At 68.7% G+C, this 13,406-nt stretch carries 11 protein-coding genes; 3 read left to right on the top strand and 8 right to left on the bottom strand.

What is annotated here, in order from left to right:
• Nucleotides 1-56: 56 nt before the first annotated feature.
• From ACZ3HL_RS34320 to ACZ3HL_RS34305, 4 genes are all read right to left on the bottom strand, one after another.
• Nucleotides 57-1,622: a recombinase family protein gene (locus ACZ3HL_RS34320; protein ID WP_465535437.1), complete on the bottom strand. Its 1,566-nt coding sequence runs from the start codon at nt 1,620-1,622 to the stop codon at nt 57-59.
• A 68-nt stretch (nt 1,623-1,690) separates the two neighbouring features.
• The gene (locus tag ACZ3HL_RS34315; protein ID WP_465535436.1) at nt 1,691-2,902 is read right to left on the bottom strand and encodes an LCP family protein; all 1,212 of its coding nucleotides are present in this window, start codon (nt 2,900-2,902) and stop codon (nt 1,691-1,693) included.
• 94 nt (nt 2,903-2,996) lie between these two features.
• Entirely contained in the window at nt 2,997-4,259 is a 1,263-nt protein-coding gene (locus ACZ3HL_RS34310) for a class I SAM-dependent methyltransferase (RefSeq protein WP_465412393.1), read from the bottom strand.
• A 21-nt stretch (nt 4,260-4,280) separates the two neighbouring features.
• Nucleotides 4,281-4,976, bottom strand: coding sequence for an alpha/beta hydrolase (locus ACZ3HL_RS34305; protein ID WP_465535435.1), 696 nt, complete (start codon nt 4,974-4,976; stop codon nt 4,281-4,283).
• A gap of 131 nt (nt 4,977-5,107) precedes the next feature.
• Here ACZ3HL_RS34305 and ACZ3HL_RS34300 point away from each other — a divergent pair, with 131 nt between their 5' ends.
• Complete coding sequence (locus ACZ3HL_RS34300; protein ID WP_465412391.1) at nt 5,108-5,836, top strand: sugar isomerase domain-containing protein; 729 nt, start codon at nt 5,108-5,110, stop codon at nt 5,834-5,836.
• 89 nt (nt 5,837-5,925) lie between these two features.
• Nucleotides 5,926-7,071: a serine hydrolase domain-containing protein gene (locus ACZ3HL_RS34295; protein WP_465535434.1), complete on the top strand. Its 1,146-nt coding sequence runs from the start codon at nt 5,926-5,928 to the stop codon at nt 7,069-7,071.
• Between the two features lie 48 nt (nt 7,072-7,119).
• On the opposite strand, the gene ACZ3HL_RS34290 is transcribed toward ACZ3HL_RS34295, so the two are convergent.
• Nucleotides 7,120-8,985, bottom strand: coding sequence for an ABC transporter ATP-binding protein (locus ACZ3HL_RS34290; protein ID WP_465535433.1), 1,866 nt, complete (start codon nt 8,983-8,985; stop codon nt 7,120-7,122).
• 145 nt (nt 8,986-9,130) lie between these two features.
• On the opposite strand from ACZ3HL_RS34290, the gene ACZ3HL_RS34285 reads away from it, so the two are divergent.
• Entirely contained in the window at nt 9,131-10,432 is a 1,302-nt protein-coding gene (locus ACZ3HL_RS34285; RefSeq protein ID WP_465535432.1) for a glycosyltransferase 87 family protein, read from the top strand.
• Here the strand turns inward: ACZ3HL_RS34285 and ACZ3HL_RS34280 are convergent, their stop codons facing one another.
• The 3 genes from ACZ3HL_RS34280 to ACZ3HL_RS34270 all read right to left on the bottom strand — a co-directional run bounded on the left by ACZ3HL_RS34280 (nt 10,433) and on the right by ACZ3HL_RS34270 (nt 13,260).
• A complete protein-coding gene (locus ACZ3HL_RS34280; RefSeq protein ID WP_003071237.1) occupies nt 10,433-10,642 on the bottom strand; it encodes a helix-turn-helix domain-containing protein in 210 nt (69 codons plus the stop codon).
• A 178-nt stretch (nt 10,643-10,820) separates the two neighbouring features.
• Nucleotides 10,821-12,449, bottom strand: coding sequence for an ABC-F family ATP-binding cassette domain-containing protein (locus tag ACZ3HL_RS34275; protein ID WP_410649497.1), 1,629 nt, complete (start codon nt 12,447-12,449; stop codon nt 10,821-10,823).
• A gap of 142 nt (nt 12,450-12,591) precedes the next feature.
• A complete protein-coding gene (locus tag ACZ3HL_RS34270) occupies nt 12,592-13,260 on the bottom strand; it encodes an acVLRF1 family peptidyl-tRNA hydrolase (protein ID WP_465535431.1) in 669 nt (222 codons plus the stop codon).
• Nucleotides 13,261-13,406: the final 146 nt, after the last annotated feature.

Genomic DNA, 13,406 nt, shown 5'->3' with positions numbered 1-13,406 from the left:
CGAGGACACACCCGCCCCCGTTTCCGGGGGTAGTGTGGCCTCGGGTCGTTGCTCTATCAGGCCGCGTGCTGCTGGCCGCGCGTACGGCGCTTGGGCGTGCGCGGGTCGATCCGCACCCGCTTCGGGTCGAACTGCCGTTTCCCGTTCTTGGCGGCAGGGTCCAGATAGAGGGTGTCGCCGCTGAGTGCATCGGTGAGCATCGCGCGGCGTTCATCGAACTCGGCCGCGTCCCATTGCGCCGCCGCGTCCTCACTGCTCATCGCCTCGGTAGGACCGTCCGGGTTCCCGCCGGTCAGTTCGTCCCGCTCCGCTTCCAACCGCGCGCGTGTGGCCATCAGCGGTTCATTGGCCGCGTCATAGGCGTCCTCGGTCATCTTCCCCGCGCCGAGTTTCGCCGCGATCGACGTCAGTAGGCGCTCACACTCGCCAAGTTCGGTATGGATCTCCGCGAGCCGTTCCGAGACACGCGCACGCGCGGCCCGGATCGCCGCCGCGTGCTTGGCGTCCGACAAACGCGAAATCACCAGCCCGCGCAGTTCACGATCCACCCGCCGCATATCGGCGCCGACCTTGCCGCACCCGCCCGAACTCTTCGAGCACCCGTACTGCCGCCGCCGCTCACCATCCGGGTAGTTCCCCGAATGCGGGCGCCCGCTCACACCTCGCCCACATAACGGGCACCGCAAGATCCCCGACCCCACGTAGACCCCGCTCGGATGCTGGCCCTGCGTCCGCCCCGCACACAACGCGCGCAGCTTCGTGAACGTCTCCGGTTTCACGATCGGCTCACCCGGCATCGTGCCCACCACCACGCCGTCATGCTCGATCAGACCAGCGTTAATCGGCCTGAGCAGCACCTCCCCGACCTGGCGCGGCAGCCACGTCTTACCCGTGATCGTGAGCAGCCCCGCCGCGTTCCACTCATTCGCGATCGTGGACTGAAACACCCCCGCCAACACCGCATCCGTGGCGTCACGCAACGCCCTGCGTTCCCGTTCCACCAACCCCGCCGGAACAGGCTTACGGATGTCCTTCCCGTCCTCGTCCAACCACTCCTCACGCGGCACGGTCCGATCCAGACCGGGAAACCCGAACCGGCGCCCCTGGTGATGCGGAATACCGCGCTTGCGCAGCACCTCGAACCGCCGCGAAATCCGCTGGGACGCCTCATCGGAGTTGCGCTGGTTGTGGGCGACCTCCTGCCGTAACTGGTACCGGTCGTTGTAGTCGGTCAGGTCGTAACGGCCGTGTGAGGACGCCACCGTGTACGAGTCATAACCCGTGCTCTCGATCAGCTTGAACAGGTCTTCAAGATCCTGTGACTGCCGCCAACCCCTGTCGGTGTTCCACAACACCACCCCATCCGATGCCCGCGCCGCGACCCGCTTCATGATCCGTTCCCAGCCCGGACGATGCACCTTCGGGTTCCAGGCAGACAGCTTCGGGTCCGAGATCTCCTCACCCAGCACGCCGCCCAACCGGTCGATCACATCCCGGTTGTCGGCGTGCTGGGTCTCGCACTTCTCCAGCTTCCCCGCCTGATTCCGCGACAGGCGCGCATACGAGTCCAAGACCGGCTGACGCCCGCCCTGACCTGCACTAACCTGATGACTGAATCCCATGTGATCCACAGTAGGTACATAAGACAGGTTCAGCTAGAACCGTCCTTACCACTCACGAGACCCGACGATCACGTCAGGATCGCGCTGTCCGGAATCTCCGTGTCGTTCTTCAACGCGTCGAAGAGCAGCTTCGACTTCGTCTTGTCCCAGTTCTCCGCCGAACCGCTCGTCACCGGCACCGTCGTGGTGACGACGCCGCCGGAGGAGATCCCGCGCATCGCCAGCGCCAGCCCGACCAGGTTGTGCACGTGGTCGCCCGAATCCATCGTCAGCGCGTCCGGCGCGGTCGACAGCAGGGGGAACAGCGTGAACGGGTTCAGCAGCGTGCCGGGGCTGCCGATCTCGCTGACCATCGCGCCGATGAACTTCCGCTGGTTGGCCACGCGGTCGAGGTCCGAACGCGGGGTGGCCTCGCTGTGCCGCATGCGGACGAACCCCAGCGCCTGCGGGCCTTGGAGGTCCTGGCAGCCCGCCGGGATCTTGATCTTGGTGAGGGTGTCCTCCATCGGCTTCTCGATGCACATGTGCACCCCGCCGATCGCGTCGACGATCTTCGCGAAGCCGCCGAAGCCGATCTCGGCGTAGTGGTCGATGCGCAGGCCCGTGGCACCTTCGACGGTCTGCGCGAGCAGCTTCGGGCCGCCGATCGAGAACGCCGCGTTGATCTTGTTCTTACCGTGCCCGGGAATGCTCACCTGCGAGTCGCGCGGGAGGCTCAGCAGCGTCGGTTTGACACTGTTGGACGGGATGTGCGCGATCATGATGGTGTCGGTCCGCTTGCCGCCGCCGGCGGCCTTGCTGTCCCCGGTGACGAGCTTCTCCTGCTCTTCGGGGGTCAGCCCGTCCCGGCTGTCGGAGCCCACGATCAGCCAGTTGGTGCCTTCGGCCACGACGGGGCGGCCGGAGTAGTCGGCCAGCGCGTCGACGCGGTTGATGGAGAACTCCAGGTACACCCATACGCCGGCGAGGAACACCACGAACACGGTCACCAAGGTCAGCAGCACCTTGCCGAAGCTCCAGCGCTTACGCCGCCGCGGCGGGCGCGCGTCGTCCATCGGGCGCCCCGGAGGGGGCTGCGGCGGGCCTGGACGGCGCGGTGGCGGGCCGGCGGGCCGCTCCTGGCCGCCGTGCCCCATCGGCCTCGTCCGCTCGTCGTACGGGCTGCTCCCCCGGCCCGGCAGCGGCATCATCTGCGCGGGCTGGTGCCGCCGGGGGCGGCCGGACGGCGGCCGTTGCGGCGGCGGCATCCGTCGCCCTCGGTCGTCGCCTCCATACGTCATGCCGAATCACCCGTCCCGATCTCGCGTGTGGGGCCCAGTCAACCGCAGACCCTAGGTGAAGGACGTCCGGCACCCCGCATCGGTTGGGTGGTGCTCACCGTCCGTTTTCGGCGAATCCGAACTGGTGGACCTTGAGGTACCCCGACCGGAACCCCGCTTCGGAGTACGCCAGATAGAACTCCCACATCCGCTTGAAGACATCATCGAAACCCAGTTCGGTGATTTCGTCCCACCGCTGGGTGAACTTCTCCCGCCACAGCCGCAACGTGCGGGCGTAGTCCTGGCCGAACTCGCGCACGCCCTGCAGTTTCAGCCGGGTGTGCGCCAGCACACCCTGTTCGACCGAAGTTGTCGACGGGATGAGCCCGCCGGGGAAGATGTACCTGTGCATCCAGGTGTACGACCGGGCCGCGGCGAGCATGCGTTCGTGGTCCATGGTGATGGCCTGGAGCCCGAACCTGCCGCCCGGCTTCAGCCGCTTCCCGATGGTCTCGAAGAACGCCGGCCAGTACGCCTCCCCGACCGCTTCGATCATCTCGACGCTGACCACGGCGTCGTACTCACCGCCCGCGTCGCGGTAGTCGCACAACCGGACGTCGACCCGGTCGGCGAAGCCCGCCGACGCGATGCGCTCGGTCGCCAGCTTCGCCTGCTCTTCGGAAATGGTCAGTGACGTGACCCTCGCACCGCGCGCGGCGGCCCGGATCGAGAGTTCGCCCCAGCCGGTGCCGATCTCGAGCACGGTGCTGCCTTCGCGGACCCCGGCGTAGTCGAGGACGCTGTCGATCTTGCGATGCTGGGCGGTGGTGAGGTCGTCGTCCGGTCCGAACAACGCCGACGAGTACATCATCGACGGGTCCAGGAACGCGCGGAACAGATCGTTGGACAGGTCGTAGTGGCGATGGATGTTCGCCCGCGCGCCCTCGACGGTGTTCTCCTCGTCCGCGGGGTGGCCGCGGTCGACGAACCGGCGGAATCGTTGCAGCAGCGGCGGGACGAGCGTCGCCATCCGCTCCGCGAACGGGGTCAGCACCTCGGCGAGCGCGTCGCTCGTCCAGTCTCCGACCATGTAGGCCTCGCCGAAGCCGATCTTCGCGTCCACCCCGAGGCGGTGGAAGAAGGCGGCAGGGCGGTTGAGCCGCATCTCGGGCGCGTCCGGCCCGCCCGCGCCGAGCCGCGAGCCGTCGGGCATGCGCACGCGGACGTTCAGCGGGCGTACCGCGTGCCGGAACAACTGCTCGGCGATCCTTGCCCGAAAGGGGGAATGCGGCGGGGTGGCCAGACCCGGCCACCGGTTTTCGTCAGGGGTGGGCGGACCGGACGAACCGGCCGTCCGATCGACGCTCGACGTGGACATGAGAACTCCCTCCCGCCCGGTCTAGACCGGGATCCGCAGCCGTTCCGAGCTCGGCCGCCCCCAGGCGCCGCTCAGCGTTTCGTCGCTTCCCCCGGCTTCGATCAGCTCGAGGGTGAAAGCCCGTACGAGACGGTTCCAGACGCGAGACCTTCGCAGCATCGCGTGCCCTTCGCCACCTATTTCGAATCGCGCCGACCGCGATGTCACCTTTTCGGCGCGTTCCGCGAAAGCGTGTGACGCCACCGGATCGGTCATCCGGTCCTTGGTCCCGTGCGCGATGAGCACGGCACGGCCGCCGACGGCACCGATGGGTTCACCCGGTGGTGTCCACGGTGCCAGCGCGCAGACGCCGATGACGGCCGGATCGTCGGCGACGCGCAGGGCGACCCGCCCGCCCATCGAATGGCCGACGAGGATCACCGGAACCCCCGGGTGCTCGTCGTGGATCTGTTTCAACGCCCGGCGCGCGTCGGCGAGCGCGTCGGTGCCGTGGTCGTTCCAGCCGTAGATCCGGTTGCGCAGGAGCCGCACCTCGACCCCGTGCGCCCGGCCCGCCCGATGGACGTCCCTCGCCAGCGGCACCATCCGCTGGTACGCCAGCCGCCACGGCGCCACGCGGGCATGACTGTGCTCCGCGCCGCCGTGCAGTACCAGCACCACGGCTTTCACCTGGCCGCGTGCTCGCCAAGTCCGCACCGCGGGATCAGCCTCGCTCACCCTGGACCCTCCAGTCTCCGAAACCCCGGCCGCAGTGATCGGGTCAACCTCGATCATGACCCGATGTATTCCACTTCGGCCATTGGTCCACGCGATACATTCGTCGCTGATCTCCAGACGGAAGGGCGGATGTGGTGAGCACCACCGAACGTTGTGCGGACGTCGCCGAACGGCTCGCGGAGGCCGAACGGAGTAACGCGGAGCAGATCCGGAAGTCGGCCGAGCTGATCCTGGGGGTCATCCGGGCGGATGCCCTGGTGTTCACCGCCGGGGCCGGGCATTCGCTGGCCGCGGTCGCCGAGACCTTCTACCGGGCGGGCGGGCTCGCCTGTGTGTATCCGGTCTACCACCCCGAACTGCTGCCCCTGCACGGCGCGCAGCACAGCACCACGACCGAGCGCCGCTCCGGGCTGGCCGAAGAGGTGCTGGCCGAGCGCGCCCCGGGCCCGGACGACCTGCTGGTGGTGTTCTCGACGTCGGGGGTCAATCCGTATCCGGTCGAACTGGCCGCCGGCGCCCGGAAGCGCGGGGCGTCGGTCATCGCGGTGAGTTCGGCCGCGTCGGTGGCCGCGGCGCCCAAACGCGCGGCCACGACGCTGATCGAAGAGGCGAGCATCGTGCTCGACTCCCACGTCCGCCCCGGGGACGCGAGCTACCCGTCGGACGCGCCGCGGACCGCGCCGCTGTCCACGGTGATCAACGCGTTCCTGTGGAACCTCGTCCTCGCCGAGGTCGTCGACCTCGGTGCGGCGCAGGGCGTCGACATCCCGCTGTGGCGCAGTTCCAACGTGGACGGTGGCGACGAGGCCAACGCCGCGCTGCTGGCCAAGTACGGCGCGCGGGTCCCGGCACTGCGGTAACGATCCGCGGGGACGAGCCTCTTGACTCGTCCCCGCGGCACTTCTACGGTCACATACCGACCGGTCGGTGTCCGCAGGAGGTCCGTGCCATGACCGAGATCCACGGTGAATGCGCGGCGGGCTTCGAACCCGTCCGGGCCGCCTTCGAGGAGAACTTCGCCGCACGCGGTGAGATCGGCGCCGCGTTCTCGGTGACCCGGCACGGGGAGACCGTGGTCGACCTCTGGGCGGGCTGGGCCGATCCGGACCGGACGACCCCGTGGCGGGCGGACACGCTCACCAACGTCTGGTCGACCACCAAGGGCATGACCGCGCTCTGCGCGCACCATCTCGCCGACGCCGGGCTGCTCGACCTCGACGCGCCGGTCGCGGAGTACTGGCCGGAGTTCGCGGCCGCGGGCAAACAGGACATCCCCGTGCGATGGCTGCTCTCGCACCGCTCCGGCGTGACCGGGATCGGTCCCGGGCGGCCGGTGACGGTGAAGGAACTGTACGACTGGGACCACGTCACCGGACTGCTCGCCGCGCAGGCGCCGCTCTTCGAACCGGGTACCGCCAGCGGCTACCACGCGCTGTCGTTCGGGTTCCTCGTCGGCGAGGTGATCCGCCGGGTGAGCGGGCAGGACGTCCGCGCGTACTTCGCCCGGCACGTCGCCGGCCCGCTGGACGCGGATTTCCGGATCGGCCTGGACTCCGAAGCCGATCTGGCGCGCTGTTCCACCCTCGTCGAGCCCGTGCTCAGCGAAGAGATGACGACCGCGCTGACCCAGGCGTTCGCCAACGCCGGCCCGGTCGCCCTCGCGGCGCTGGCGAACCCGCGCGTGCGAGGCCGCGACGCCAACGAACCCGAGTGGCGGCGCGCGATCCTGCCCGCCCTGAACGGGCACGGCACCGCCAAGGCCATCGCGACCGTCTACGGAGCGCTCGCCTCGGGAAGGCTGCTTTCGGCCGGAGCGCTCGCGACCGCCCGCGAAGGACAGGGCCGCGAGGCCGACGTCGTCGGCGGGCTGGGGAACGAATGGGCGCTGGGGTTCTACCTCGGCAGCGAGGAGCGCGGTTTCGGGCCGAACTCGCGCGCCTTCGGACACGACGGGTTCGGCGGCTCGTCCGGCGGCGCGGATCCCGAAAGCGGGATCGCCTTCGGCTACACGATGAACCGGATGGGGCCGTTGATGCGGGACGATCCGCGGAAGATGGCGCTGGTGAACGCGACGTTCGCCGCCCTGCGGTCGTGAGTGGTAAGGACGGTTAGAACCGTCCTTACCACTCACGAGACCGGTCGGTCAGGCGGCCGCGGGTTCCTCCGAGAACTGCGTCAGGTACAGCGCCGCGTAGCGCCCTTCCCGCGCGAGAAGCTCTTCGTGCGTCCCCCGCTCGACGATCTCCCCGTGCTCGATCACCAGGATCTGGTCGGCCGCCCGGACGGTCGACAACCGGTGCGCGATGACCAGCGCGGTCCGCCCGTCGAGCGCGTCGGTCAGTGCCTCGCCGACGGCCGCCTCGGACTGCGAGTCCAGATGTGCGGTCGCCTCGTCGAGGACGACGACCCTCGGCTGCGCCAGCAGGAGCCGCGCGATGGTCAGCCGCTGCCGTTCCCCGCCGGAGAGCCGGTAGCCCCGCTCCCCCACCACGGTCTCCAGGCCGTCCGGCAGTTCCCGGATCAGGTCGGCCAGCCGCGCCTTCTCCAGTGCCGCCCAGATCTCGGCGTCGGTGACGCCCGGCCGCGCGTACTCGAGGTTCGCGCGGATCGTGTCGTGGAAGAGGTGCCCGTCCTGGGTCACCACGCCGACGGTTTCCCGCAGTGAGGCGAAGCCAAGGTCACGAACGTCCACATCGGACAGTTTGACCGATCCCGCGTCGACGTCGTAGAGACGCGGCAGCAGGGAGGCGATCGTCGACTTGCCCGCGCCCGACGAACCGACCAGCGCCACCATCTGCCCGGGTTCGGCGCGGAAGCTGATGCTGTGCAACACCTCTTCACCACCCCGGTGATCCAAAGTGGACACGTCCTCCAGTGACGCCAGCGAGTACCGGTCCGCCGCGGGGTAGCCGAACCGGACGCCGGAGAACTCCACCGAAACCGGGCCTTCGGGCAGCCTGCGCGGGGAAGGCTTCTCTTCGATCATCGGCTTGAGGTCGAGTACCTCGAAGACCCGCTCGAACGACACCAGCGCCGTCATCACGTCCACCCGGACGTTCGCCAGCGCGGTGAGCGGCGAGTACAGCCTGGTCAGCAGCAACGCGAGCGCCACGACGGTGCCCGGTGCGAGCGCCCCGGTCAGCGCGAGATAGCCACCCAAACCGTAGACCAGCGCCTGCGCGAGCGCGGAAACCGTGGTCAGGCTGGTGAGGAACCAGCGCGTCAGCATCGCCGTGCGCACGCCGATGTCGCGCACGCGCCCGGCCCGCGCGCCGAACTCGCCCACTTCGCGAGCGGGGTCGCCGAACAGCTTCACCAGCGTCGCTCCCGGCGCGGAGAACCGTTCGGTCATCTGCGTGGTCATCGACGCGTTGAGCTGACCGGCCTCCCGCTGCAGGGCGGCCATCCGCCGCCCGAGCCGCCGCGTCGGCAGGATGAACACCGGCAGCAGCACCAGCGCCAGCAGGGTGACCTGCCAGGACAGCGTCACCATGACCACCAGCGACAGCACGAGCTGGATCACGTTGGTGACCAAACCGGACAGTGTCGCGGTGAACGTGCGCTGCGCGCCGATGACGTCGTTGTTGAGCCTGCTCACCAGCGCGCCGGTGCGGGTGCGCGTGAAGAACGCGATCGGCATCCGCTGCACGTGGCGGTACACCGCGAGCCGCAGGTCGAGGATGATCCCCTCACCGATCCTCGACGACTGTGCCCGTTCGGCCAGCCCGAGCCCGGCGTCGATCAGCGCCAGCACGGCGATCACCACGGCCAGCCACACCACCAGCGAGACGTCGTGCCCGCCGACTATCGCGTCGACCACCTTCCCGGCCAGCACCGGCGTGCTGACCGCCAGCACCGCCGAGACGACGGTGAGCACCAGGAATATCAGCAATCTCCGCCAGTGCGGCCTGGCGAACCTCGCGACGCGGCGGAGCGTCCCCTTGTGCAGCCCCTTCGGAACATCGGCGGACCTCATCGCCGAGTTCATCAGCGCATACGTGTTGTCCATGAGAACCCTCTCCTCGCCCCAGAACCTCGATATTAGTCGAGAGTTTTCCCGGATATAAGCATGACCAACACCGCGGCACACCGGATGCTTCCCGGTTTCCGCGTCCTCTTTCCAGCGGGTGCGGCCGCGTCGGTAGCCTGAGCCGGTGACCAAGGACCCGGACCGGCGACGACTGACCATCGACCTGGTCTTCTACACGGGCTGCCTCGTCTTCGCCGTCGTGAACACCGCCGTCGCGGAATTCTACGGTTATCGCGTGTGGGCGAACTTCGCTGTAGCGGGTTACGGCCTAGCCGTGGTCCACACCTGCTGGCTGACGATCGCCGCCCGGCGCGGCAGGCCGCTGTCCGGCGCACTCGGTTCGCGGTGGCTCGGTATCGGCGCCATCGGCCTGTTCACCATGATCCTTCCGTTGGGAATGCTCGTCATTCGCCGTCTGACCGGAGTGGACTGGCTCATCACGCCGGAGTCCTGGGCCGCGCAGCCCGAGGTCTGGGTGATCGAGCGGTCCGCGAAACTCCTTCTGGAGAACGGAACCCCGTACGTCGACGTCACCGCGCTCGGTCGCGCGGTGGAAGTAAACGATTACACGCCATACGGTCCGGTGATGACCGTCTTCGGTCTGCCGCGCGCACTGTCCGGCGGTGGGCCGGTCGCGAACGCCCTCACCGACGCGCGCTGGATGTTCGCGCTGGCGGCCGTCGCGTGCGTCCTGCTGACGCTGCGGCTGCTGAAGTGGCCGAAAATCCCGGTCAGCGCGGCCCAACTCGCGCTCGCCTGCCCGCTGACGGCGCTGACCTGGGCGGTCGCCGGCCCGGATCTGGCCATCGTCGGCCTGCTGGTGCTGTCCTTCGCGCTGGCCGCGACCGGACGCTCGGTCCTGTCGGGTCTGGTGCTGGCGCTGGTGGTCAGCGCGAAACTCATCGTCGCGCCCGCGATCGTGGTGCTGGGTGTCCTGTTGATCACGCGCCGTGGCCCGCGCGCACTCGGCGGATTCGCCGCGGCACTCGTGGTGACGACCCTCGTCCTGCACGTCCCCGTCTACCTGGTCGACCCCAAGGCGTTCGTCGAACACGTCTTCCGGTTCCCGCTGGGAATCGGCGTGATCAAGTCACCGGCGGCGAGCCCGTTGCCCGGCCACCTCATCGCCTCGCTCGGCCCGGCGGGCACGGCGGTTTCGTTCGCGCTGCTCGGGATCGCTGCCGTCGCGATCCTGGTCTGGCTGGTGCGCCGTCCTCCCGTGACCGGCTCGGACGCGCTGTTGCGCATGGCCGTCGGGCTCGTCGCGCTGATCATGCTCACTCCGGCGACGAGGTACGGCTACCTGGTGTATCCGCTGGTCCTGCTCGGTGCCAGGCTGGTCTTCCTGGTCGCGGAAACCCGTGAAACAGCGGTCCCTGGAAAGGGAACTGCGCCCCCCGCGCAGCAGTCCGCTACTTCCTCGTGACTACTTCTTCTTGACCCTGGTGGCACCGCCACGGCCGCGCAGCTGGACGCCGGACTCCGAGAGGACCCGGTGCACGAACCCGTACGAGCGACCCGTGGACTCCGCGAGAGCGCGGATGCTCGAGCCCTTCTCGTATTTCTTCTTCAGGTCAGCGGCCAGCTTGTCACGCGTGTTGCCGGTGATCCGCGCGCCTTTCTTGAGATCAGCCACGTCGATCGCCTTCCCGCCGAGAGTGTTCTGGGCCACATAACGGCCCCTGTCGCCGCAATGATCGAACACTGAGCGCCGGAATGCCAGACGACGAGCGCAAAACTGCTGAAACCGCGATCACATTGGGCCATTTCAGTGGCCGGATGGCATCGATCAAGCACCCGAACGGACGCAGACCTCACGCAAGCTGGACAAGTTCCAGATAATCCGCCGACCAATGGTCCTCGGTTCCGTCCGGCAGGAGGATCACGCGTTCCGGCTCCAGCGCCTCGACGGCGCCCGGGTCGTGCGTGACCAGCACGACGGCTCCGGCGAAGCTGCGCAAAGCGTCCAGGACCTGGGCACGACTGGCCGGGTCCAGGTTGTTCGTCGGCTCGTCGAGCAGCAAAACGTTGGCAGCGCTGGACACCAGCCCGGCGAGCGCGAGCCGCGTCTTCTCGCCGCCGGAGAGCGTGCCGGCGGGCTGATCGAGCTGCTCGCCGGTGAACAGGAACGAGCCGAGAAGGTTCCGCAACTCCTGCGCTCCGGTGTCGGGCGCCAGGTGACGGATATTTTCCCACACGGACGCGTCATGGTCGAGCGTTTCATGTTCCTGTGCGTAATAGCCCAGACGCAATCCGTGACCTGGAATGGTCTCGCCGGTATCCGGAGTTTCCATTCCGCCGAGCAGCCGGAGCAATGTCGTCTTTCCGGCACCGTTCAATCCGAGCACGACGACCTTCGACCCGCGGTCGATGGCGAGGTCGACTCCGGTGAAGATCTCGAGCGAACCGTAGGACTTCGAGAGCCCCTCCGCGGTGAGCGGGGTCCGGCCGCACGGGGCGGGCTCGGGGAACTTGATGCGGGCGACCTTGTCGGCCTGCCGGGTCTCGTCGAGCGCGGACAGCATCTGCTCGGCACGGCGGGCCATGTTCTTGGCGGCCACGGCCTTCGTCGCCTTGGCCCCCAGTTTGGCGGCCTGCTGCTGCAGCGCGGACGCCTTCTTCTCGGCGTTCGCGCGCTCGCGGCGGCGGCGCTTCTCGTCGGTGGCGCGCGCGTCGAGGTAGCGCTGCCAGCCCATGTTGTAGAGGTCGAGCTCGCTGCGGGTCGCGTCGAGGAACCACACCTTGTTGACGACGTCCGCGAGCAGTTCGACGTCGTGGCTGATGACCACGAGACCGCCGTCGTGCTGCTTCAGGAAGCCGCGAAGCCAGTTGATGGAGTCGGCGTCGAGGTGGTTGGTGGGCTCGTCGAGCAGCAGGATCGTCTCGGATTTCCCGCCCGCGCCCGCTTCGGCGGCGGCGAACAGGATCCGGGCGAGCTCCACACGGCGGCGCTGACCACCCGAGAGCGTCTGCAGCGTCTGCTCGAGCACCCTGTCGGCCAGGCCGAGGTTGGAACAGATCCGGGCGGCCTCGCTCTCGGCGGCGTACCCACCGAGAGAGGCGAAGCGCTCCTCGAGACGGCTGTAGCGGTTGACCGCCTTGTCGCGTTCCTTCTCGTCCGCCAGCTCCGACATCGCCGTCTGCGCTTTTTCCATGTTGCGCAGCAAGGTGTCGAGGCCGCGCGCGGAGAGCACGCGATCCTTCGCGGTGACGGACAGGTCGCCCTCGCGCGGGTCCTGCGGGAGGTAGCCGAGCTCGCCGCTGCGGCGGACCTCGCCCGCGTACGGCTCGCCCTCCCCCGCCAGGACCTTGAGCGAGGTGGTCTTGCCGGCGCCGTTGCGGCCGACCAGGCCGATGCGGTCGCCCTGCTGGATGCGGACGTTGGTGTCGTCGAGCAGGATGCGCGAACCTGCGCGCAGCTGCAGGCCAGAGGCCGTGATCACGGGAACTCCCGGTACAAGGGGTGGATGAGCGGACAGCTTCGACTCGTCTGCCGAGGGGCAGACGAGGAGCTACTCCAAGAGGATGTCCACGCGATCAGTGTACGGGCCGGTGTCGAACGGTTTTATCCGACCGTGCCCGACGTCACGGCCCGGACAGGGTGATTTCGACCGCGACAGCCCGCTCCGCCGCGTCTTCGAGCACCGTGCGGCGCGGTTCGGCGATGGCGAGAACCCGGGGTTCGGCACGCTGGAACAACGGCGCGAGGCGCTTGTCCTCGCGCAGGGATTCCAGGGCGCGGCGGTCACCGCCGAGCACGACGGCGTCCACTTCGGACAGTTGCGGGACGAGCACCTCGAAAGCGTCGTCCGCGGCGGACCTCAGCGCCGAGCGTGCCTGCCCTTCCCGCCGCCGCGCGAACCGCTGCTGCGACCAGCCGCCCGCCGCGGAACGGCCCTGGACGAGATGGCGGTCCGTCCTGGACTGCACGACCACTCCCCCGCGCGCGACCCCGACGCTGTGCCCGCCTCGGCGCACCAGCAGGAGCGCGATCCTCCGCGAGATCAGCGCGTGCTCGACGAGCGGGCCGACGGCCAGGCCTGGCACGGTCCCTCCGGCGTTCAGCGGTCCGAAAGGGACGGTCGCGACGGCCACCACGCCGTTGCCCGCGACGACGGTGACGGTGTCTGGGCTCAGCTCGGTCTCGCGGACGCCATCGTTGCGGGCGGCGAAGCGGGCGTACCAGCCTTCGAGGCGATCCGGAGCGATTTCCACCGCCCGTCCCCCGCCCGCCACCTGCCGCTCCCTCGCCATGGGTCCAACGTACGGGGCGCGGCGAGGATCGGCAGGGGCCGGTCGTTGCCGTTTCGCGGCGACGCTCCCGGCTGCGGCCGTGGTGGGGTAAACACAAAATGAAATATATATATTTGGAAAAATTGTTTAGTAAAAAACCCCCCCCG

It is taken from the genome of Amycolatopsis sp. NPDC000009, from assembly GCF_055563465.1.
This window is presented reverse-complemented; position numbering and strand designations above follow the sequence as displayed.